This window comes from Spongiactinospora rosea (assembly GCF_003315795.1).
GTDB lineage: Bacteria > Actinomycetota > Actinomycetes > Streptosporangiales > Streptosporangiaceae > Spongiactinospora > Spongiactinospora rosea.
Map to the genome: position 1 here is coordinate 35,023 of NZ_QMEY01000024.1, position 20,670 is coordinate 55,692.

Here is a 20,670-nt window from a genome sequence, read left to right on the forward strand (position 1 = left end):
ACTCCTTCACTTGGCCGGGACGAGGGTGACCCGGACCGTCAGCCGCTCCTGCGAGTCGGGCAGGTCCACCACCAGGCCGTCCCGGTCGAACGCGGTGTGCCTGCGGCCGTCGACCTCGACCTCCTCCAGCCGGACCGAGCCGGCGGGCAGCAGATCGGGGGAGACGTGCAGCCGGCGCGGCGCGTTGGGCAGCGGCTTGAACCACAGGTTCAGCGGCTCGCCCCTGACCAGCAGGTTCGTGTAGACGGTGGCCAGATAGCACAGCTCGGAGGAGTGGTACATGCTCATCGAGTGGCTGCCCTTGAACCGCTCGGTGCCCAGTAGGTACGGCATGCCGTCGGCGAGCACGTTGAAGTACACCGCGCCCTCGTCGTGGTCCAGGAAGAACGCGTTGTAGAACGCCGACGCGCGGCGCGCCTCCTGCAGGTAGTCCTGGTCCTTGGTGGTGCCGGCCAGGATCAGGTAGGCCAGGATCGCCTGCTCCTGCTGCCACCACGCCTTGCGGTCGTGCCAGGTGAAGGCGTACCAGTGGTCGCCCGCGGCCTTGGTCCGTTCCACGACGTCGTACCAGCCGCCGCGCTGCTGGTCGCTGCCGATCGCGGGCATCCGCCCGGCGATCCGCTCGGCCAGCGCCTGGTAGTCCCGCTTGCCACGCAGCGAGTGCATCCGCATCAGGTTCCAGGCGATCTTCAGGTTGTGGCCGACGACCGCGCGGTCCTGCTGCCAGGTGTGGCCCCGGTCGGGGGTCCAGTCCTCGTTGAAGCGCTCCTGGACGAACGGGCTGTGGTCGTCCTCGGGGAAGTGCTCAACGATCGTGTCGAAGGTGCGCTCCAGCATGTCGGCGTACTCCTCGCGGCCGGTCGCGAGGTACAGGTTGATCATGTACGCGGGCGCGTGGTCGCCGACGGAGTTCCAGTTCTTGCGCCCGTCGTTCGGGGCGATGGACGCGTGCCGCGGATCCATGAAGATCGGGTCGATGTGGCTGAAGTAGCCGCCGCCCTTGTAGTCGCGGAAGTGGTTGTCGAACAGCCTGATCGTGCCCTCCGCGTCGCGCAGGATGCGGGGGTCGCCGTTGATCCGGTAGGTCTGGGTGGGCCCGGCCAGCGCGTAGATCTGCTCGTACATCGGGATGGCGTCGTAGTCGTCGGAGAACTCGGAGGTGAACAGCTTCTTCTCCGGGCGGCCCTCCTGAACCTCGATGCCGTGGTACCAGTAGGTGACGTTGTGGGTGGTGTCCACGAAGCGCATGTGCTCGCGCAGGTAGTCCACGCCGCGCTCGGCCGCCTCCAGGAACTCCTCTTCGCCGCTCAGCATGTACGCCGAGGCCATCCCGTACACCAGGCGCGAGATGGTGTCGGTCTCCTGCACGTGGCTCGCGGTCTTGCGCCCGTCCAGCCGCAGCACGGTCCGGTAGTCGCGGTAGTCGATCGGCCCGGCGCCGAACTGCGCCCTGCGGTAGAAGGCGGCGATGCGGCCGAGCTGGTGGATCCACCAGTCCGGCTCCTCGAACCGGTAGGACTCCGGCTCCCGGCCCAGGAAGATCACCCGCTTGGCGGCGAATCCCAGTTCGCCGTCCTGCGGCGTGAAGACGCCGTAGGCGAACAGCAGGCGGCCCGGGACGACCATCTCATCGCGATGGCCGGCGGCGTCCAGGTAGGGGTGTTCCAGGTTGCGCAGCACCTCGGCCGAAGTGTTGCCGTCCATGGTGACGCGGAACTCGCGGCCGTCGGCCGTGGTCAGGCCGAACGTGCCCCGCTCGTCCACCGGCGAGCCGACCCGGCCCGCCACTAGGTCGCTGAATCGGAAGTCAACGCCGCTGGGCATCTTCTTCACCTCCGGTCGTCTGGTCCTTGTAGCCCTGGCTGATCTCCACGACGGTTCCGTCGGGGTCCTTCACCCACACCGAGCGCCAGCCGGGGATGAACTCGTCGAAGCACAGCGGCCCGAGCGAGACCTGTGCCCGCGGCCCCATCCGCGCCAGGACGCGATCGATGTCGTCGGTCTGCAGGGCGATGTGCCGCAGCGTCCCGGCGCGGGCGGGGCCGTCGCCGCCCGCCGTACCGTCCGCCGTGTCATCCGCCGCCTGGAACAGCTCCAGGTAGGCGTCGTCCTTGCGGAGGAACACGATCTTGGTGTCGCCGATCGGGAAGGCGGCGGCCCGGACGAACCCGAACCACCGGCAGTAGAACTCCGCGGTCGCGTCGATGTCGCGGCAGTTCAGCGCGGCGTGCGACCAGCGCAGGCCGTCCGTTTCACCGGTGCTCACGACGCGGCCCTGCGCGCGGTCAGCTCGCCGATCAGCGCCCGGGCGAACAGGTGGGCGTGCGCGCCGCTGCGGCCCGTCACCAGGTCGCCGTCGATAACGACGTCCTCGTCGCGGTACTCGGCGCCCATGTTGACGACGTCGCCCACCAGGTTGTTGTGGCAGGTGACCGGCCGGCCGCGGACCGTCTGCGGGACCTTGGCCAGCAGCCACATGCCGTGGCAGATCACGCCCTTGAGCACTTCCGGCAGGGCGAACGCGCGCAGCATCAGTTCGGTCGCGGGGGACAGGTCGCGCGGCTTCTCACTGAACCGCAGCCGGTCGGCGACCATCCCGGACGGCACGATCACCGCGTCGTAGCCGCGCAGGTCGTCGTCGGACAGTCCCTCCAGGCTCTGGTCCACGACCAGCGGCGCGCGGTACTCGTGGCCCGTGAAGGTGATCTGCCGCTGCCCCCACAGCCGGGTCATCAGCGTCAGCTCCACCCCCTCCTCGGCGAAGCGCCGCTGGTAGTAGAAGATCTCCGGCTCGAAGTAGTCGCTCTCCATCAGCAGGGCGACGCGCGCCCCGCGCAGTTCAGCCATCGAAACCCCCGAGGACGAAGTCGGCGCACCGCTCCGCGATCATCTGGACGGCCGCATGGGTGTTGCCGGAGGTCACCGCGGGCATCACGCTGGCGTCGGCGACCCGCAGGCCCCTGACGCCCCGCACCCGGAGCCGCGGGTCCACCACGGCGTCGTCGTCGATGCCCATCCGGCACGAACCGGCCTGGTGGTGGTAGGTGTCGGCGTGTTCGCGGGCGAAGGCGGCCAGCGCCTCGCGCCCGGCGACGTCCGGGCCGGGCAGCAGTTCCCTGGCCAGGTCCTTGGCGAACGCCCGCGTCGCGAAGATCTCCCTGGCCAGCTCCACGCCCTGGACCAGGCGGTCCAGGTCGGCGCGGTCGCCCAGGTAGTTCGGGTTGACCAGAGGCGGGGCCAGCGGGTCGGCCGAGGCCAGGCGCACCCAGCCGCGGGAGGCCGGGCGCACCACGCCGGGCAGGATGCTGACCGCGTTGGGGTGCCGCCGGCCGACGATGATGTCGAACGGCACGTGCACGAACGCGATCTGGATGTCCGGCGCGACCATGCCGCTCTCCGAGACGGTGAACAGCGCCGCCTCCGACAGGTTGTTCGCGCCCGGCGGCACCGGCCGCCTGGTCTCCTGGATGACCCCGGTGAGCACGTGGTTGTGGAAGTTCGCGCCCACCCCGGGCAGCGGCAGGCGTACCTCGACCCCCGTCTCGCGCAGGTGCCCCGGATCGCCTATGCCGGACAGCATCAGCAGTTTGGGCGACTCGATCGCGCCGCCGCACAGCAGCACCTCGCGGCGGGCGCGAACCTGCCGCAGCCCGGTCTCGGCCGAGGTGTCCACCGCACGGCCGGCCAGCCTGCGGCCGTCGCTGCCGGAGGGGGCCGGGGCCTGGCGCAGGTACTCCACGCCGGTGCAGCGGTCGCCCTCGAACAGCAGCCGGGTGGCCCGCGCGTTGGGCCGCAGGGTCAGCCGCTCGTGGTCCAGCATCGGCTCCACGTAGCAGTGCAGCGCGCCGCGCCGCCGCCCGCCCTCGGCGTTGATGTGGTGCCAGCCCGCGCCCAGCATGGCGGGCCCGTTGAAGTCCGGCACGGACGGGTATCCCAGCTCCGCGCAGGCGTCGAGGAAGGCCCGGGAGTACGGGTTGGGGTCGTGCGCCCCGGCGTTGGTCACCACCTGCGGGCCGCCGGTGCCGGTGCCCTCCCAGGTCTTGTCCTCCTGGTTCTCCAGCCGCTGGAAGTAGGGCAGGCAGTCGGCGTAGGACCAGCCCGCGGCCCCCTGGTAGGCCCAGTCGTCGAAGTCCGCGCGGTGGCCGCGGATGTGCATCATGATGTAGAGGTCGCTGCTGCCGCCGACGATCTTGCCGCGCGGCTCGCGGGTGGTCCGGCCGGAAAGACCCGGCTGGGGCACGCTCTCGTAGTTCCAGTCGATGCCCGAGCCCAGCAGGGTGTACCACAGCGGCGCGGCGTCCACGCCGGTGGGGATCCACGTGCCGCCCGCCTCCAGCAGCAGCACCGAGCCCGCGCCCGACTCGGTCAGCCGGCGGGCGAGCACCGAGCCCGCCGCGCCAGCGCCGATCACGACGTAGTCGAACTCCGATGCCTCCGTCGCGACCGCCATCACTTGTCCAGCCCGAGCGGGCCGCGGAACGGCATGGTGTCGTGGAAGTTGGCCATGTAGGCGATCCGGCCGTTCTCCAGGCGGAAGTAGTTCATCACCTCGGCCTCGATCGGCTCGCCGCCGGACGCCACGGCGCTGATGTGCGACACCACGCCGGCCTCGTCACCGGCGATGACGACGTGCCGCGGCTCGTTGCGGAAGGACCGGTAGATCTGCGGGAACCCGGCCACCGCCGCGCGCAGCGTGTCCTGGCCCTCCAGCCGCCCGGCGATCTGCTCGTCCACCACGGCCTTCTCGGTGAACAGGTCGCACCAGCGCGACCAGTCACCGGCGTTGGCGTACGTGTAGTAGCGCTCGATGGTCTCTTCCGGTGTCATAACGACCTGCTTCCGGGCATCGGGTCCAGCCGGTCCACGACGTACTTCCTGATCCGCAGGTCCCCGGCCGGGCCGGTGACGACCTCCCAGGACTGGTAGGCGTCGAAGCCGAGCCATTCGCTCCGCGCGGCCGGCGGGTCCCAGATCTTGGCCTGCCAGTTCACGACGACCTTGAGGGGGGCCGCGCCGTCGCGCCACGGCCCGACCTCGACCGAGGTGACCGTGTGCTGCTCGTCGAAGAAGCGGTTGGTCACCGTCTCGTACCACTTGCGGAAGTCGCCGTGGCCGTGCGAGGTCCCCTCGGGGAAGACCATCGTCAGGTCGTCACCGGTGAGGTAGTCCCACAGCGTCTCGATGTCGTCGTGCCGGTCGAGCGCGCGGTACCAGTTGGCCACCCACTCCTCGACCGTCCTGTCGGACGGGGCGGGTCTCGCCATAGTGATCACTTCCCTTCCGGCCGGGGCCACCGGCCGCCGGGCTCCACCGAGACGTGGGCCAGGAACGGCTCGTCGTCGGCGAGCATGCGTTTGATCGCGGGGCCGATGTCGTCGACGGTGGCCACCCGCGCGGCCTGGACGCCCAGGCCGCGGGCCACGTCGGTGAATCCGATCGGCAGGCCGCTGAGGTCGAAGGAGGAGGGGAACGCGTGCGGGGCGACGCCGCGCTCGCGCCAGTAGACCGAGATGTTGTCGTTCAGCAGCTCGTACCGGCCGTTGTCGCAGATCACGAACTTCGCGCCGATCCCCTGGCGGGCGGCGGTCCACAGCGCCTGGACGGTGTACATGCTGCCGCCGTCGCCGGTGAAGCCGATCACCACGTCGTCGGGCATGGCCAGCTTGATCCCCACCGCGCCGGGGATGCCGACGCCGAGCGAGCCGCCCCTGGTGAGGTAGTGCCGGCCGGGGCTGCGCGGCGGGAAGTGGCGGGTCAGCGGCGGGCTGGAGGTCAGCGCCTCGTCGAAGATCACCGGGTCGGTGGTCTGGGCGGCCAGTTCGGCCAGGAACCGGTCGTACACCTCGCCGCCGGTGACCTCCGTCCGCCCGGCGGCGGGCGGGGGAGCGGTGGCGGGGCGGGCGCCCCGGCGTACCAGCTCCTCGGCGAGCGCCGCGAGCGTGGCCTGCGGGTCGGCCACCAGGCCGAGGTCGGCCGGGTGGTTCTTGGCGATCTCGTAGGCGTTCAGGTCGATGTGCACCACCCGCGCGCCCGCCGCGAACGGCGAACCGAGGGCCGGGAACACCTCGGGGAAGACGTAGGTGCCGACGATGAGCACCGCGTCCGCCTCCCGCACGGCCGCGGTGCTCACCTCCCCGAACATGTGGCCGAGCGGACCCCGGTACAGCGGGTGCGCCGCGTCGAGGTTCACCACCGAGGTGTCGGCCAGCCACACCCGCGCGCCGAGCAGTTCGGCGACGCGGGCCAGTTCGGGCTGCGCGCCGGACTCGGCGACCCCGTCGCCCGCGATGATCACCGGCCGCCGCGCGCCCGCGAGCAGGCCCGCCGCGGCCTCGACCAGTTCGGGGACTGGAACGGTCCGGGTCCGCGGGATCGAGGTGGGGACCACGACCTCGTCGTTGGGGGCGTCCAGGACGTCCAGCGGCAGCGAGACGAACACCGGCCCGCACGGCGGCGTCGCGGCGATCTTGATCGCCTTGCGCAGCACGCGCAGCACCGAGCGCGGGTCGATGACCCTGGTCGCGAACTTGGTCACCGGCCGGGCCATGCCCACCAGGTCGGCGGCCATCTGCGCGTCGAAGGCGTCGTAGCGCACCCCGGCCTCGCCGGCGACCACCACGAGCGGCGCGTGGCCGCGCATGGCCTGGTACATCATGCCGATCCCGTTGCCCAGCCCGACCCCCGAGTGGAGCTGCACGAACGTGGGCCGCCTGGTCGCGCGGGCATAGCCGTCGGCGATCCCGACCACCGCGGCCTCGGCGAGGGCCAGGACGTAGCGGAAGTCGGGGGCTGCGTCGATCGCGTCCAGCAGCCCCTGCTCGACGGTGCCCGGATTGCCGAACACCGTGGTCATCCCGTCGGCGCGGAGCTGGTCGAGCACCGCCGCGGTTCCGGTGCGATGCGTGGTCATGGTCACCAGCCGTAGCGCCGCAGGCCGTCTTCCAGGACCGCGACCATCTTCTCGCCGGTGGTGATCGAGTCCGGCGTGGACCGCCCGGTGACGAACGGGTAGTCGACGATCACGGAGATGGGGTGCCCGACGTTGCCGTGGTAGCGCCCCTGCGGGCCGGTGGCGTCGCGCAGGATGTACTCCAGCGGGTACGGCGGCGGCCCCATGTTGAAGTCGGTGCCGAGGAAGCCGGTGCCGTCCTTGTAGTCGTACTCCTTGCAGTGACCGGTGACGTGCTTGCCCCAGATGATGCTCTTACGGTCGTCCCAGTCGCGGGCGAACGCCAGGCAGGCCACCCCGTAGCACTCGGCGCCGACCGGCTTGCCGGCCGCCAGGAACGCCAGGATCAGGCCGTGGACCCGCTCGTTGTTGCCGAGGTCGGCGATCGGGCCGCTGCCGCCCACGATCAGGATCGCGTCGAAGTCGGCGATGCTGCGTTCCAGCTCGCCGAGGGCCCGGTGGTAGGCCTCAAGGTCGCGCAGGTACCCAGGGGCGCTCATGTAGGGGCGCTCGGGGACCCACGCGGAGATGTCCACCGGCTTGGCCAGCCGGTCGGACTCGTCCACCTCGCGGACCAGCTCGGCCATGGCCTCGGTGGTCACCGAGCGGCCGAGCGGGGGGTCGATGAAGGCGGGGTCCATGCTCGGCGGAAGCGCGTGCGGCCTGCGCCCGCGCGGGGTGGCGATGACGGACTCGTAGCCCTGGCGGTCGAAGACGCCGAGCGGCCCGACGAGTTCCTCGCCCCAATAACCGAGTTCAGAGACGACGACGAGAATCTTTCTGGACACGCTGAACTCCCCGGTGTCGGTGATTTTCGTGAATCGGCGTGGAATTGATCCGGCCCGTCACGGTGGCGGGCGGCCGATCGTGATCGCCTGCCCCGCCGCGGCTGTGCCGGGCGGGGCCGCGGTCATTCGATGAAGCGGCTTTCGCTAATCGTCATTCGGAGACGAGGACCGCGGTCTGCCGCCAGATGAGACCGTTCTTGAGCACCCAGGTGCCGACGTCCTTGTGGACCTGGTCACCGATGCCGATCTTGGCGTAGTAAAGGATCAGGTCATCGGTGCCCTCTGTCACCATGACCTCGTCGATCCGGGGGTCGAGCTTCAGATATTCGGCGAAGAACTCGCGGATCTCGGCCTTTCCCCGGGCGATGGCGCCGGGGCGCATGACCACGGCGTCATCGTGATAGTTGCGCATCATCGCGTCCAGGTCGTGCGCTTTAAGCTGACCTATCTGCTTGTCCAGCAGGGCCGGAAGTACGATGGCCGCCATTTGCCCCTCCCAAGAGGTTCGGTGGTGTGCTTTCTCACCGAAACCGATTGGTGTGCGCACTGTCCAGGAGAGCCGGAATACTTGCGGAGGTCGGCCGCTACACTCTCGCTACTCGGCGGCTTCGGGCGCGTTCTTCAAAAGCCAGGGTGACGGAGATGAGCGCCACCATGAGCACCAGTTGGATCGCCGCGTTCACCAGGCCGACCGGCATCGTGGCCAGGACGAGGAGCGCGGCGGCGGTCCTGAGCGCCCTGCCGGGCAGGCCGAGCGCGGCGCGGAAGGCCACCGAGCCGAGCAGGAACAGCGCCACTCCGCCGGTCAGGGCGAGCTGCGCCCCGCCGGTCAGCGGGTCGCCGGGGTGGGCCACGGCCTTCTTCAGGCCGGCCGACAGCGCGATGATGCCGAGCAGGATCGGCACGTGCGCGTAGAAGAACCCGAACAGCACCATCCGGGTGCGGCGTACCTGGTCGGTGACCTGGGTCAGGGCGTGCTCGGCCCGTTCCAGGTCGATGTGGAAGTAGGCCCACCACAGGCCGGCGCTGAGCGCCAGGCCGACCAGGGCGGTGCCGATGGCGGGCACGCTGAGCCGCCCGTTGCCCTCGATGCCGATGGCGACCGCGACGATCGACTCACCGAGCGCGATGATGACCACCAGGCCGTGCCGCTCGGCCACGTGCCCGGGGTGCAGCGGGAAGCCCTCCTGGCCGGTCACGTACGGCGAGGCCCACATGACCAGGAGCGCGGCCAGCCACAGGCCGTACTTCGGCGCCCCGGAGAAGCCCGCCGCGGCCAGGATGAGCAGCGCCCCGCCCAGGTTGGTGGCGAACATCCGTAAGAACCGCCAGGTGGACTGGAGGTACATCAGCCCGTGGACGACGACCACCACGAGCATGCCGACCGCGAACCCGGCCCCGTCCTCCCTGAACGCGCCGGGCACGGCGAGCGCGACGATCAGCCAGCCCGCCATGGCCAGCAGCATGAACAGCCGCCGGGCGGCGCGCACCGGCGGCACAGCGTTGGTCACCCAGGCGTAGCTGGCGAACATCCACCAGATCACCCCGAACATCAGCAGCACCTGCGGGGCGCTGCCGAAGTCGGCGGCGAGCACGACGGTGAGCTGGGTGGCGGTGAACACGAATACGAGGTCGAAGAAGAGTTCAAGCGTGGAAACACGCAGTTGCTCGTGGTCCGGTACGGGAGCCACCCGTTCGGCGAACCAGGTCGGAAGTCGGAGGTTCATGCCCGGATTCTGGCCGTACAACGGTCCCGCGCCAATGGCGTCCCGGAGAATTCCCGGCACCGTGCGGCTGACATCATGAAGTCGCGCGATCGAGGTGGGAAAGTGCCGCCACCGCGCCATCCCGGGATTGCCGCCCCGGTCGCCCGCGGCTCATTGTGGGGGCGAAGTGCCGCATGAAGGGTGAAGGACCATGTCGGACGTACTCATTCTGATGACCAAGGCCAAGACCCTCGGACTGCTCGACGGCAGACAGCACGCCTCGGGGTTTTGGGCGGAGGAGTTCGTGGTGCCCTACGAACGGCTCCTCCAGGAGGGGCATACCGTCGACGTCGCGACCATCGACGGGCGGGCCCCCGCTCCCGACCAGGGCAGCCTGACCGCCCTGTCGGTCTGCAAGACCAGGCCGGTGGGATCGCCCGACAACGACGAGGCGAACATCGCGCACTACAAGCAGGTCATCGGCTCGCTCGCCGCGCTGCGGGCCCCGCTGAACGTCTCCGAGATCACCAGGGAACGGCTGGCCGGATACGCCGGGGTCTACATCTCCGGCGGACACGGGGCGATGGAGGACATGCCGCACGACGCGGCCATGACCCGCGTCGTGCGCTGGATCCTCGACCTGGGAAAGCCGCTCGCGGTCGTGTGCCACGGTCACTCGGCGCTCCTTCCGCTGCGCGACTCGGAGGGCCGCTGGCCGCTGGAAGGCTATGAAATGACGGCATTCTCCCATGATGAGGAGAAGGTCACGGATATGGCGGGTAAGTTGCCATTCGTCCTGCAAGTGGAACTGGAACGGCTCGGCGCGAAGTACGAAAAGGCGAAGGTGATCTGGGATTCCCACGTGGTGGAGGACAGAAATCTGATCACCGGCCAGAATCCGTATTCGTCCACGGCGCTGGCGGAGGCGTTCGTGAAACGCCTGGCCGGTTGATCGGACGGGCCGATCAGCGATGCGAATCTCGCTCACCGTCAACGGGTCAGGCGTGAACACGTCCGCCGGCCCGGACGTCCTGCTGGTGAATCTGCTCCGGGACACCTGCGGCCTGACCGGCGCCAAGGTCGGCTGTGAAACGGGCCAGTGCGGCGCGTGCGTGGTCCAGGTGGACGGCCGCTCGGTCAAGAGCTGCCAGATGCTGGCCGTACAGGCCGACGGCGCCGAGGTCACCACCATCGAGGGGGTGGCCGGCGGCGGCCTCACCGCCCTGCAGGAGGCCATCTGGGCCGAGCACGGCGCGCAGTGCGGCTACTGCACGCCGGGGATGACCATGTCCCTGCTCGACCTCCTGGAGCACGAGCCCACGTCGGACGGACCGGCCATCCGCGCCTGGCTGGCCGGGAACATGTGCCGCTGCACCGGCTACAACGCGGCCGTGCGCGCCGTCCAGACCGTGGTGAAGGGCATGAAATGAGCACCGAGACCACAACCGCCGGCACGACGGTCTTCGGGGCGGGAATCAAGGACCGCGAGGCGCCCGCGATGCTGCGCGGCGCGACCAGGTTCACCGCCGACCTCACCGTGCCGGGCATGCTGCACCTGGAGTTCGTGCGCAGCCGGCACGGCCACGCACGGATCGACCGGATCGACGCCGCGAAGGCCGCCGCGATGCCGGGCGTGGTGGACATCGTCACCGGCGCGGACCTCGCGGGCGAACTGATGCCGCTGCCGTGCATCTGGATCCCCGGCGGGGTGGAGAGCCACTTCCCGCCGCACCCCTACGGGCTGCCCGGCGCGGGGACCGTCCTGGCCGAGGACCGGGTGCGGTTCATCGGCGAGCCGGTCGCCGCCGTGGTGGCCGAGACCGCCGAGCAGGCCAGGGCGGCGGCGCGCGCCGTCCGGGTGGACTACACGCCGCTGCCCGCCGTCACCCGGCCGGACCAGGCGCTCGCCCCCGGCGCCCCGCAACTGCACGACGCCGTGCCCGGCAACCTCAACGCCCTGTGGACCTGCGGGAACGCCGAGGCCACCGACGCGGCCATCGCCGCCGCCGAGGTCGTCGTCGAACTCGACCTGTACAACCAGCGCACCATCAACAACCCGATGGAGCCCAGGGCCGCGCTCGGCGAGTACGACCCCGTCACCGAGGAGTACACGCTCCACGCCACCACGCAGTCGCCGCACAACCACAGGTTCCTGCTGTCGGCGCTGGTGCTCGGCATCCCGTTCAACAAGCTGAGGGTCATCGCGCCGCCGATCGGCGGCAGCTTCGGCACCAAGGGCTACCTCTACCCGGACATGCCGCTGGTGCTGTACCTCGCCAAGCGCCTCGGCCGCCCGGTGAAGTGGGCCGACACCCGCGAGGGCCTGATGCGCTCGACCGTGCAGGGCCGCGACCATCGCCAGCACGTCACCATCGCGGGCACCCGCGAGGGGCGGATCACCGCGCTGCGCTGCACCAGCCACGCCAACCTGGGGGCCTACCCCTCCACCATCGGCCCCGGCGTGGCCACCGCGCTGATGGGCCGCAGCATCACCGGCCCCTACGCCATCCCCAGCGCGTTCTGCGAGGTGTACGCGGTGTTCACCAACACCGTGCCGCTGGGCGCGCAGCGGGGGTCGGGCCGGGCGGAGGCCACCACGATCACCGAGCGGGCCGTGGACCTGTTCGCGGCGGAGGTCGGCCTGGATCCGGCCGAGGTACGGCTGCGCAACATGGTGCCCCCCGACCGCTTCCCCTACGACAACGGCCTCGGCTGGACCTACGACTCCGGCGACTACCCGGCCGCGCTGCGCCGCGCGCTGGAACTCGCCGGGCACGACAAGATCGAGGTCATGCGCCGGGAGGCGCGCGAGCGGGGCCGGCTGCTCGGCGTCGGCATCGGCAGCTTCGTGGCGGTCTGCGGCGTCGGGCCCTCGACCCGGATGCGGGACGAGGGCATGCTCGGCGGCACCTGGGAGGGCGCCAACATCCGCGTGCACCCCAGCGGCGAGGTCGCGCTGTGCATCGGCTCCACCTCCACCGGGCAGAGCCACCGCACCACGTTCGCCCAGATCGCCGCCGACGCGCTGGGCATCGACGTGGCCGGGGTGACGGTCATGCAGTCCGACACCGAGCGTGCGCCGTACGGGCAGGGCACCTACGGCAGCCGGTCCTACAGCGTCGGCGGCCCGGCGGTCGTCCTGGCCGCCGGGCAGATCATCGCCAAGATGCGGACGGCCGCCGCCCACTTCATGGGCGTGCCGGAGGCCGACCTCCAGTACGCGGGAGGCCGGTTCTTCGTGCCGGGCGAGGAGGAGTCCGCCAAGACCTTCCAGGACATCGCGATGGCGATCTGGTACGGCTGGAGCCTGCCCCCGGGCATGGCGCCCGCCCTGGACGCCACCTCCGTCTTCGACCCGCCGGACTTCAACTACCCCTTCGGCTCGCACGTGGCCGTGGTGGAGATCGACCAGGAGACCGGGCAGGTGGAGATCGTCCGCTACGCGGCGGTCAACGACGTCGGCCCGGTCGGCAACCCGCTGGTGGTGACCGGCCAGTTCGAGGGCAGCATCGTGCACGGCCTGGGCCAGGCGCTGATGGAGGAGGCCCGCTACGACGGCGAGGGCCGGCTGCTGAGCGCGGACCTGCTCGGCTACGCGCTGCCGCGCGCCGCCGACGTACCGGACTTCGACCTGGACCGGACCGTCACCCCCAGCCCGCACAACCCGCTCGGCGTCAAGGGCGCGGGGGAGATCGCGACCGTCCCGGTGACGGCCGCGGTCGCCAACGCGGTCTGCGACGCGCTGCGGGACTTCGGCGTACGGCACATCGACATGCCCTACACCGCGGAGAAGATCTGGCGCGTCATCCGAGACGGCAGGGGATGATCATGGACCTGGTGGACTACACGGCCCCCGCGGACCTCGAAGGCGCGCTGCGGGCCCTGTCCGAGACCCCCGGCGCGCGTCCCCTGGCGGGCGGGCACCGGCTGGTGCTGGATCTCAAGCGGCGGGCGCGGCGCATCCCGCTGCTGGTCGATCTAGGCCGGGTACCCGAACTGCGCGGCGTGCGCCGCGGCTTCGGTGGCGCGCTGGAGATCGGGGCGATGACCACGGTCACCGAGCTGGTCGGCCACCCCGCCGTACGCGACTCCTACGCCCACGACCTGCTGGCCGACGCGGCGGCGACCCTGCCCGACCCGCAGACCAGGAACCGCGGCACGGTGGGCGGATCGGTCGTGGCCGGTACCGACATCGCGGCGGCCCTGATCGCCCTGGACGCCGTGGCGCGCATCCGGGGCCGCGGCGGCAGGCGGCGCACGCTCAACGTCGAGCGGCTGCTCGACCCCGCCGCGCCCGGCCTGGCCGCGGGGGAGGTGATCGCCGCGGTCGGCGTGCCCCCGGGGACCGCCCAGGGGGCGCACGTACGACAGCCGGTGCCCGCGACCCTGGACTCGGTGTGCGGGGTGGCGGTCGCGGTGAGCTTCCACGCGGACGGCACCGTCTCCGCCTGCCGGGCCGCGGTCTGCGGCGGGTCGCGGCCCGCCCGCCGGCTGCCGGTCCTGGAACGCGCCCTCACCTCGGGAACGGCCGCCGCGCCCCCGCTCGGCGACGTGTTCCCCGGTGACGAGGTCGCGTCCGGTGAGTACCGCGCCCACCTGGCGTGGGTGCTCGCCGGGCGGGCGGTGGCCCGGGCCCGCGAACGCGCCGTCTGAGGCCGACCCCGCCTATCCCTCGGCGAGCTTCAGGCCCACCACCCCGGCCAGGATGAGGAACAGGCAGGCCAGCCGGGCGGGGGACGCGTTCTCGCCCAGCGCCACGATGCCGGCCACCGCGACGCCGACCGCGCCGAGTCCCACCCACACGGCGTACGCGGTGCCGGTCGGCAGGTCGCGCAGCGCGAAGGCCAGCATCACGAAGCTCGCCACCGCGCCCGTCACCCCGATGGCCGCCGGGACGAACCGGGTGAAGCCATCGGAGCGGTCCAGCGCCAGGGCCCACACGACCTCCAGCAGCGCCGCCCCGATCAGCAACAGCCAGGCCATCGCTAGGCCGTCGTTCCCGCGTCCACGGTGAAGGACGCGCCGGTGATGTTGCGCCCGCCCGGCCCGGCCAGGTGCGCCACGGTCGCCGCGATGTCCTCGGGGTCGCAGTAGCGGCCCAGCGAGGTGAAGGCGCGCTCGCCGTCGGCCTCCGGGCTGTCGGCCGGGTTCATCTCGGTGTCGGTCGAGCCGGGGTGGACCAGGTTGGCGGTGATCCCGCGCGGGCCGAGGTCCCTGGCCAGGCCCTTGGTGAGCCCGACGAGCGCGGACTTGCTCATCGAGTAGAGCGTCCAGTCCGGGTACGGCACGCGCTCGGCCAGGCTGCTGCCGATGTTGATGATCCGGCCGCCGTCGGACATGCGCGCGGCGGCGGCCTGGGCCAGCACGAAGGAGGCCCTGGCGTGGATGGCGAGCGTCCGGTCCACCTCCTCCAGGGTGACCTCCGCGAGCGGGCCGAACGGCGCGATGCCGGCGTTGCCCACCACGATGTCCAGCCGGCCGAACTCGGTGGCCGTCCGCTCGACCGCCTCGACCAGCGCCCCCGCGTCCGTCGCCTCCGCGCGCAGGGCCAGGCCGCGGCGACCGGACGCCTCGATCTGCCCGACCACCTCCTTGGCCCGGCCCTCGGCCGAGGTGTAGGTGATCGCCACGTCCGCGCCGTCCCCGGCCAGCCGCCGGGCGATGGCCGCCCCGATGCCCCGACTGCCCCCGGTGACCAGCGCGACCCGTCCCTGCAACATCTCATGTCCTCCGATATCCGGAATTGATTCCGTTTGCGAGCTTAATCGGAACCGATTCCGGATGGCAAGCCGGTAGGGTTTAGCCCGTGACGCAGACCCGGCGACCGCTGCCGCAGGCAGAGGCGGGCGACCCGCGCCCGGAGGAGCGCGCGGACGCCGCGCGCAACCGCGCCAAGATCCTCGCCGCCGCCGAGGAGATCGTCGCCACCCGCGGCGTCGAGGGGCTGTCCATGGCCGACGTGGCCGCCGCGGCGGGAGTGGGCGTGGGCACGCTCTACCGCCGGTTCGGCGACCGGTCCGGCCTGGCGTACGCGCTCATCGACCGGCGCGAGCGGGAGTTCCAGGAGTCGTTCATGGGCGGCCCGCCGCCGCTCGGCCCCGGCGCCCCGGCGGCGGCCAGGGTCCGCGCCTTCCTGCACGCCCTGGCCGTACGCGTCGCCGACCAGCTCGATCTGCTGCTGATGGCCGAGACCGCCACACCCTACGCCCGCTTCGGCGCGGCCTACGGCGCCTACCACCGGCACCTGACGATCCTGCTGGCCGAGCTGCGGCCGGACCGCGAGCCCTCCTACCTCGCCGACGCCCTGCTGGCCCCGCTGGCGGCCGGTCTGATCGCCTACAACCTGCGCGAGCGCTGCGCGGGCCTGGACACCGTCCACGCGGGCCTGGACGCCCTGCTGGACGGCCTCGACCCGGCGCGGACGTGACGTCCCCGCCTGCCGGGCCCTCTGCGCACGGCAGACGGGGACGACTCCCCGCGCGGATCTACAGGTAGAACCCCGAGGCGTCGCGGCGGCGCTCCTCGTCCCTGCCGCGATCCAGCTCGGGCCGGTGCTCCGGAGTGGCCCGGGCCTGCGGCTCCTGACCCTCGCCGGGAGCGGACTCGGCCCCCTCCAGCACGGTGAACGCCAGGTCGTGCTCGCGCACGCCGAGATGCACCCGCTGGCCGGGCCGCAGCGTGCCGTCCAGCAGCATCCGCGACAGCGTGTTGTCCACCTTGCGCTGGATGATCCGGCGCAGCGGCCGGGCACCGAACTCCGGCTGGTAGCCCTGCCTGGCCAGCCAGTCGATCGCCACCGGGTCGATCTCCATCCCGATGTCCTGGGCGTGCAGGCGGCGCCTGCTCTCCTCCATCAGCAGCCCGGTGATCTGCCGCAACTGGATGTCGTCCAGGCTGCGGAAGATGATGATCTCATCGATCCGGTTCAGGAACTCCGGCCGGAACGCGTGCCGCAGCAGCCGGCTCAGGTGGCCGCGCAGCTCGCCGGCCGCCTCGCCGGGATGCGACATGATGACGTCCGCGCCGAGGTTCGAGGTCATGATCAGCACGGTGTTCTTGAAGTCCGTCGTACGGCCCTGCGCGTCCGTGAGCCGCCCGTCCTCCATCACCTGGAGCAGCAGGTTGAACACGTCGGCGTGGGCCTTCTCGATCTCGTCCAGCAGCACGACCGAGTAGGGCCGGCGGCGTACCGTCTCGGTGAGCTGCCCGGCCTCCTCGTACCCCACGTACCCCGGCGGCGCGCCGACCAGCCGGGACACCGTGTGCCGCTCCTGGAACTCGCTCATGTCGAACCGGATCATCCGGTCCTGGTCGCCGAACAGCGCCTCGGCCAGCGCGCGGGCCAGCTCGGTCTTGCCCACGCCGGTCGGGCCGAGGAACAGGAAGGAGCCGATCGGGCGGTTCGGGTCGCCGAGCCCGGCGCGGGAGCGCCGCACCGCCTCGGCCACCGCCTCCACCGCCTCGTCCTGGCCGACCACGCGCTGGTGCAGCCGTTCCTCCAGGGCCAGCAGCCGGTCCTTCTCCTCCTGGGTGAGCCGCGCGACCGGAATCCCGGTGGCCCGCGAGACGACCGCGGCGATCTCCTCCGCGGTGACCTCCGGCACCCCCTGGTGCTCGCCCTGGGAGTCGTCGATCCGGCGGCGCAGGTCCGCGATCTCGTCCCGCAGTTCCCTGGCCCGCTCGTAGTCCTCGCCGGAGACCGCCTGGTCCTTCTCGCGCAGCAACTGCTCCACGCGCTCCTCCAGCTCGCGGGTGCCGCCCGGCGTCGTCTTGGTGCGCAGCGCGACCCGCGCCCCGGCCTGGTCCATGAGGTCGATGGCCTTGTCCGGCAGGAAGCGGCCGGTGAGGTACCGGTCGGACAGCTCGGCCGCGGCCACCAGGCACTCGTCGGTGAAACGCACCTGGTGGTGGGCCTCATAACGGTCGCGCAGCCCGCGCAGGATCGCGATGGTGTCCTCCACCGTCGGCTCCGGCACGAAGATCGGCTGGAAGCGCCGCTCCAGCGCCGCGTCCTTCTCGATGTGCCTGCGGTACTCGTCCAGCGTCGTCGCGCCGATCACGTGCAGCTCGCCGCGCGCCAGGGCGGGCTTGAGCATGTTGGAGGCGTCGATCGCGCCCTCCGCGCCGCCCGCGCCGACCACCGTGTGCAACTCGTCGATGAACACGATCAGCTCGTCGGCGTTGTCGCGGATCTCGTCCACGACGCTCTTCATCCGCTCCTCGAACTCGCCGCGGAACTTGGTGCCGGCCACCATCCCCGCCATGTCCACCTGCATCACGCGCTTGCCGGCGAGCGTCTTCGGCACCTCGCCGTCCACGATGCGCTGCGCGAGCCCCTCGACGATGGCGGTCTTGCCCACGCCGGGCTCGCCGAGCAGCACCGGGTTGTTCTTGGTACGCCGGGACAGCACCTCCACGGTCTGGGCGATCTCCTCGTCCCTGCCGATGACCGGGTCGATGCCGCCCTCCCTGGCCGCCTCGCACAGGTCGCGGCCGTACTGGTCGAGCGTGGGCGTGCTGCTCGGCCGGGGAGCGGGCGGGGCCTCGCCCCGGTCGGCGGTCTCGGCGCCCAGCGACTGCGGGGTGACCCGCGCGTCGCGCAGCAGGCGGCCCGCCATCGAGTCGGGGTTGGCCGACAGGGCCAGCAGCAGGTGCTGCGCCCCGATGTAGGACGCGCCCGAGGCCCTGGCGATGTCGCGCGCCGCCAGCAGCGCCCGCTTGGCGGCCGGGGCCAGCGGCATCGGCCCCTGCCGCGGCTCGCGCCGCTGAACCTGCCGCTGGATGGTGCCGGCGAGCGCGTCCGGGTCGGCCCCGGCCCGCTCCAGCGGGCCGCGCGTGGAGTCCAGCCTGGTCGCGGCCCACAGCAGGTGCTCGGTGTCGAGGTACTGCGAGCCCCATTCGGACGCCTCGTGCACCGCGAGGCGGAGCAGTTCGACGGCGTCCTCGCTGAGCAGGCGGCCGATGTCCACCCGCCGCCGCGACTCCGCCCCTGACTGCTCCGGCGGTCCGAGCCCGCCGAAGAACCTCGCCAGCAACTCGTCCAGCGGGCTGTAGCCGTACGGCCAGAAGTCACCGCTTGTCATCGTCGTTCCCCCTCGGGCGCGGCGGGCGCCCAGCTACGTCGATGTCGTACTCGCTTGTCCGGCTGAACCCCCCGCCTACCCGTGACCGCCCGCCGTAACCGCCGGGCGGGCCCTTTCAGTCGGGGCGGGGGCCGGTCACCGGGGTCGCCGCGCGCGCGATCCGGTCGATCTCGGCGAGGTCGTCGCCGGTCAGCTCCAGGTCCACCGCGCCGGCGCTCTCCTTGAGGTGGGCGTGCCGGCGCGAGCCGACGATCGCCACGTCCACCGCGGGCGCGGCGAGCACCCACGCCACGGCGAGCTGACCGACCGTCGCGCCCTTGCCCTGGGCGAACTCCCGCAGCAGGTCCACCACCGCGAGGTTGCGCAGGAAGGTCTCGCCGGTGAAGTCGGGGCTGACCGAGCGCCAGTCGTCGGCGGGGAAGGTCGTGTACTCGTCGAAGGCCCCGCCGAGCAGGCCGTGCGCCAGCGGGCCGTACGCGAGCACGCCGATGTCGCGCTCCGCGCAGTACGGCAGGACGGCGGTCTCGATGTCCCGCTCGAACAGGTGGTACGGCGGCTGCAGCGTCTCCACCGGCAGCGCCTCCTCGAACTCCCGCATCTGCTCGACGTCGAAGTTGGACACCCCGGCGTGCCGGATCAGCCCCTCCCTGATCAGGTCGCCGAGCGCGGCGGCCGTGTCGGCGAGCGGCGTGCGGGGGTCGGGCCAGTGGATCTGGTACAGGTCGATGTGGTCGATGCCGAGCGCGGACAGGCTCTGCTCCACCTCCTGCCGCAGCCAGGCGGGACTTGCGTCGCGCGACAGCACGCCGCCGTCCTCGCGCAGCCCGCCCTTGGTGGCGATCACCACGGAGTCGCGTGAGGTGCCCAGCTCATCGGCCAGCGCCCGGCCGAGCAGCCGCTCCGACACGCCGAACCCGTAGCCGCGGGCGGTGTCGAAGAAGTTGATGCCGAGGTCTCTGGCCCCCTGGATCGCCTCGATCGCGGCGCGTTCGTCCACGGTCCCCCAGTCGCCGCCGAACTGCCAGGTGCCGTAGCAGATCGGCGTCACCATCAGCCCGCTGCGGCCGAGCGGCACGGTGCGCATCGTCTAGACCCCCCTTCCCCTGCGAAGTCGCGGTCCCGCTACCCCGGGGACGGCGGGCTAGGCCGGCCTGCGCCGGCGGATCACGACGGGCGTGACCTCGCCGATCCCGCGCACGGTCACCCGCTCGCCCGCGCGCAGCGCGAACGCGGCGTCGTCGGCCAGCGCCTCGGCCATCGCCGGGTCGGCCAGCGCGCTGCCCGCCTCGGCCAGCGCGGTGAGCCTGCTGGCCAGGTTGACCGGGGCGCCGAACACGTCGCCCATCCGGCCGATGACCTGCCCGATGGCCAGGCCCACGCGGAGCCCGGGCATGCCGCGGGTGCGGCCGTGCACCTCCAGTAGCCGCAGCGCGATCTCCGCGGACTCGTGCGCGGTGTCGGTGACGAACAGCACCGAGTCGCCGAGCGTCTTGACCAGCCGCCCGCCCGAGGAGGCGACCACGTCGGCCGACCGGCCCTCGAACCGCTCGACCAGCCTGGCCAGCTCGCCCTCGGAGATCTGCCTGCTGAGCCGGGTGAACCCGACGAGGTCGGCGAAGCCCACGGCCAGCCGCACGGCGTTGCTCTCCTGATCGACCAGCCGGCCGGCCGCCGAGGCCAGGTGCCGCCGCCAGGAGTAGATCAGCAGCTTCTCCAGCTCGGGCAGCACCCAGGCGGCCCGGCCGCGCCAGGCCGCGCCCCGCTCGGCCATCGGCACCCCGGCCGTGGCCAGCGCCTCCGAGCCCAGCTCGGCCTGCGACTCGGCGAGCCTGGCCGTGTAGCTGCCGAGCGACCTGGTCATCAGCAGTAGGTGGTCGTCGTCGTAGGCCCCCGCGGTGACCATGCCGACCAGCGTCTTGAGCGCCTCGACGTCGGCATGGGTGAACTCCACCGCGTCGTCGGGAACGTTGGCGAAGCCGAGCGCGCGCCACAGCCGGCGGGCGCGGTACATCGGCACACCGGCCATCGCGGCCACCTGCCGGCTCGTGTACCGGCGATGCCCGCTCAGGAACGTCTCGCTCAGTCCGGCCGAATCCGCCGGGTTGTCCCGCCCCATGACCCTTCTGCCCGTCGTGTCACCACCC

The 20,670-nt window shown here is 71.9% G+C and carries 20 protein-coding genes; 5 read left to right on the forward strand and 15 right to left on the reverse strand.

What is annotated here, in order from left to right:
* Positions 1-6 precede the first annotated feature (6 nt).
* From DP939_RS36065 to DP939_RS36110, 10 genes are all read right to left on the reverse strand, one after another.
* Positions 7-1,824, reverse strand: a complete 1,818-nt coding sequence (locus DP939_RS36065) for an AGE family epimerase/isomerase (RefSeq protein WP_113985318.1) — start codon at positions 1,822-1,824, stop codon at positions 7-9.
* Entirely contained in the window at positions 1,808-2,266 is a 459-nt protein-coding gene (locus tag DP939_RS36070; RefSeq protein ID WP_113985319.1) for a VOC family protein, read from the reverse strand. The genes DP939_RS36065 and DP939_RS36070 overlap by 17 nt, the downstream gene beginning before the upstream one ends.
* Complete coding sequence (locus DP939_RS36075) at positions 2,263-2,847, reverse strand: DJ-1/PfpI family protein (protein ID WP_113985320.1); 585 nt, start codon at positions 2,845-2,847, stop codon at positions 2,263-2,265. The genes DP939_RS36070 and DP939_RS36075 overlap by 4 nt, the downstream gene beginning before the upstream one ends.
* Positions 2,840-4,450, reverse strand: a complete 1,611-nt coding sequence (locus tag DP939_RS36080) for a GMC family oxidoreductase (protein ID WP_113985321.1) — start codon at positions 4,448-4,450, stop codon at positions 2,840-2,842. The genes DP939_RS36075 and DP939_RS36080 overlap by 8 nt, the downstream gene beginning before the upstream one ends.
* On the reverse strand, positions 4,450-4,827 hold the full coding sequence (locus DP939_RS36085) for a nuclear transport factor 2 family protein (protein ID WP_113985322.1): 378 nt from the start codon (positions 4,825-4,827) through the stop codon (positions 4,450-4,452). Before DP939_RS36085 ends, DP939_RS36080 begins: the two co-directional genes overlap by 1 nt.
* Positions 4,824-5,264 carry a nuclear transport factor 2-like protein gene (locus DP939_RS36090; protein ID WP_113985323.1) on the reverse strand — a complete coding sequence of 147 codons (441 nt, stop codon included), beginning with the start codon at positions 5,262-5,264 and terminating at the stop codon, positions 4,824-4,826. The genes DP939_RS36085 and DP939_RS36090 overlap by 4 nt, the downstream gene beginning before the upstream one ends.
* 5 nt (positions 5,265-5,269) lie before the next feature.
* On the reverse strand, positions 5,270-6,910 hold the full coding sequence (locus DP939_RS36095) for a thiamine pyrophosphate-binding protein (protein ID WP_113985324.1): 1,641 nt from the start codon (positions 6,908-6,910) through the stop codon (positions 5,270-5,272).
* Between the two features lie 2 nt (positions 6,911-6,912).
* Positions 6,913-7,737, reverse strand: a complete 825-nt coding sequence (locus DP939_RS36100; RefSeq protein WP_113985325.1) for a type 1 glutamine amidotransferase domain-containing protein — start codon at positions 7,735-7,737, stop codon at positions 6,913-6,915.
* A 151-nt stretch (positions 7,738-7,888) separates the two neighbouring features.
* Positions 7,889-8,224, reverse strand: coding sequence for a nuclear transport factor 2 family protein (locus tag DP939_RS36105; protein WP_113985326.1), 336 nt, complete (start codon positions 8,222-8,224; stop codon positions 7,889-7,891).
* Between the two features lie 97 nt (positions 8,225-8,321).
* Positions 8,322-9,464 (reverse strand): low temperature requirement protein A, encoded by a 1,143-nt coding sequence (locus DP939_RS36110; RefSeq protein WP_158578900.1) that lies wholly within the window; start codon positions 9,462-9,464, stop codon positions 8,322-8,324.
* A 190-nt stretch (positions 9,465-9,654) separates the two neighbouring features.
* On the opposite strand from DP939_RS36110, the gene DP939_RS36115 reads away from it, so the two are divergent.
* From DP939_RS36115 to DP939_RS36130, 4 genes are read left to right on the forward strand one after another with little or no spacing between them, the layout of a single operon-like run.
* Complete coding sequence (locus DP939_RS36115; RefSeq protein ID WP_113985328.1) at positions 9,655-10,395, forward strand: type 1 glutamine amidotransferase domain-containing protein; 741 nt, start codon at positions 9,655-9,657, stop codon at positions 10,393-10,395.
* 19 nt (positions 10,396-10,414) lie between these two features.
* Positions 10,415-10,873 carry a (2Fe-2S)-binding protein gene (locus DP939_RS36120; protein WP_113985329.1) on the forward strand — a complete coding sequence of 153 codons (459 nt, stop codon included), beginning with the start codon at positions 10,415-10,417 and terminating at the stop codon, positions 10,871-10,873.
* Positions 10,870-13,269 carry a xanthine dehydrogenase family protein molybdopterin-binding subunit gene (locus DP939_RS36125; RefSeq protein WP_113985330.1) on the forward strand — a complete coding sequence of 800 codons (2,400 nt, stop codon included), beginning with the start codon at positions 10,870-10,872 and terminating at the stop codon, positions 13,267-13,269. Before DP939_RS36120 ends, DP939_RS36125 begins: the two co-directional genes overlap by 4 nt.
* A 2-nt stretch (positions 13,270-13,271) precedes the next feature.
* A complete protein-coding gene (locus tag DP939_RS36130) occupies positions 13,272-14,096 on the forward strand; it encodes an FAD binding domain-containing protein (RefSeq protein ID WP_158578902.1) in 825 nt (274 codons plus the stop codon).
* A gap of 12 nt (positions 14,097-14,108) precedes the next feature.
* Here the strand turns inward: DP939_RS36130 and DP939_RS36135 are convergent, their stop codons facing one another.
* Both DP939_RS36135 and DP939_RS36140 read right to left on the reverse strand, forming a co-directional pair.
* Complete coding sequence (locus DP939_RS36135) at positions 14,109-14,426, reverse strand: DMT family transporter (RefSeq protein WP_113985332.1); 318 nt, start codon at positions 14,424-14,426, stop codon at positions 14,109-14,111.
* 2 nt (positions 14,427-14,428) lie between these two features.
* Positions 14,429-15,163 carry an SDR family NAD(P)-dependent oxidoreductase gene (locus tag DP939_RS36140; RefSeq protein ID WP_113985333.1) on the reverse strand — a complete coding sequence of 245 codons (735 nt, stop codon included), beginning with the start codon at positions 15,161-15,163 and terminating at the stop codon, positions 14,429-14,431.
* A gap of 86 nt (positions 15,164-15,249) precedes the next feature.
* Between DP939_RS36140 and DP939_RS36145 the strand changes: the two genes are divergently transcribed.
* Positions 15,250-15,870: a TetR/AcrR family transcriptional regulator gene (locus DP939_RS36145; RefSeq protein ID WP_113985334.1), complete on the forward strand. Its 621-nt coding sequence runs from the start codon at positions 15,250-15,252 to the stop codon at positions 15,868-15,870.
* Positions 15,871-15,928: 58 nt separating this feature from the next.
* Here the strand turns inward: DP939_RS36145 and DP939_RS36150 are convergent, their stop codons facing one another.
* The 3 genes from DP939_RS36150 to DP939_RS36160 form a co-directional block, all read right to left on the reverse strand.
* Positions 15,929-18,526: an ATP-dependent Clp protease ATP-binding subunit gene (locus tag DP939_RS36150; RefSeq protein WP_113985335.1), complete on the reverse strand. Its 2,598-nt coding sequence runs from the start codon at positions 18,524-18,526 to the stop codon at positions 15,929-15,931.
* Positions 18,527-18,641: 115 nt separating this feature from the next.
* On the reverse strand, positions 18,642-19,610 hold the full coding sequence (locus DP939_RS36155) for an aldo/keto reductase (RefSeq protein ID WP_113985336.1): 969 nt from the start codon (positions 19,608-19,610) through the stop codon (positions 18,642-18,644).
* Positions 19,611-19,667: 57 nt separating this feature from the next.
* Positions 19,668-20,642, reverse strand: coding sequence for an adenylate/guanylate cyclase domain-containing protein (locus DP939_RS36160; RefSeq protein WP_158578904.1), 975 nt, complete (start codon positions 20,640-20,642; stop codon positions 19,668-19,670).
* Positions 20,643-20,670: the final 28 nt, after the last annotated feature.

Excerpts from the sequence above, each read along its gene's own strand:
- DP939_RS36065 (WP_113985318.1), bottom strand. The coding sequence starts at position 1,824 with ATGCCCAGCGGCGTTGACTTCCGATTCAGCGACCTAGTGGCGGGCCGG.
- DP939_RS36075 (WP_113985320.1), bottom strand. The coding sequence starts at position 2,847 with ATGGCTGAACTGCGCGGGGCGCGCGTCGCCCTGCTGATGGAGAGCGAC.
- DP939_RS36080 (WP_113985321.1), bottom strand. The coding sequence starts at position 4,450 with ATGGCGGTCGCGACGGAGGCATCGGAGTTCGACTACGTCGTGATCGGC.
- DP939_RS36085 (WP_113985322.1), bottom strand. The coding sequence starts at position 4,827 with ATGACACCGGAAGAGACCATCGAGCGCTACTACACGTACGCCAACGCC.
- DP939_RS36090 (WP_113985323.1), bottom strand. The coding sequence starts at position 5,264 with ATGGCGAGACCCGCCCCGTCCGACAGGACGGTCGAGGAGTGGGTGGCC.
- DP939_RS36095 (WP_113985324.1), bottom strand. The coding sequence starts at position 6,910 with ATGACCACGCATCGCACCGGAACCGCGGCGGTGCTCGACCAGCTCCGC.
- DP939_RS36105 (WP_113985326.1), bottom strand. The coding sequence starts at position 8,224 with ATGGCGGCCATCGTACTTCCGGCCCTGCTGGACAAGCAGATAGGTCAG.
- DP939_RS36110 (WP_158578900.1), bottom strand. The coding sequence starts at position 9,464 with ATGAACCTCCGACTTCCGACCTGGTTCGCCGAACGGGTGGCTCCCGTA.
- DP939_RS36115 (WP_113985328.1), top strand. The coding sequence starts at position 9,655 with ATGTCGGACGTACTCATTCTGATGACCAAGGCCAAGACCCTCGGACTG.
- DP939_RS36120 (WP_113985329.1), top strand. The coding sequence starts at position 10,415 with ATGCGAATCTCGCTCACCGTCAACGGGTCAGGCGTGAACACGTCCGCC.
- DP939_RS36125 (WP_113985330.1), top strand. The coding sequence starts at position 10,870 with ATGAGCACCGAGACCACAACCGCCGGCACGACGGTCTTCGGGGCGGGA.
- DP939_RS36130 (WP_158578902.1), top strand. The coding sequence starts at position 13,272 with ATGGACCTGGTGGACTACACGGCCCCCGCGGACCTCGAAGGCGCGCTG.
- DP939_RS36135 (WP_113985332.1), bottom strand. The coding sequence starts at position 14,426 with ATGGCCTGGCTGTTGCTGATCGGGGCGGCGCTGCTGGAGGTCGTGTGG.
- DP939_RS36140 (WP_113985333.1), bottom strand. The coding sequence starts at position 15,163 with ATGTTGCAGGGACGGGTCGCGCTGGTCACCGGGGGCAGTCGGGGCATC.
- DP939_RS36150 (WP_113985335.1), bottom strand. The coding sequence starts at position 18,526 with ATGACAAGCGGTGACTTCTGGCCGTACGGCTACAGCCCGCTGGACGAG.
- DP939_RS36155 (WP_113985336.1), bottom strand. The coding sequence starts at position 19,610 with ATGCGCACCGTGCCGCTCGGCCGCAGCGGGCTGATGGTGACGCCGATC.
- DP939_RS36160 (WP_158578904.1), bottom strand. The coding sequence starts at position 20,642 with ATGGGGCGGGACAACCCGGCGGATTCGGCCGGACTGAGCGAGACGTTC.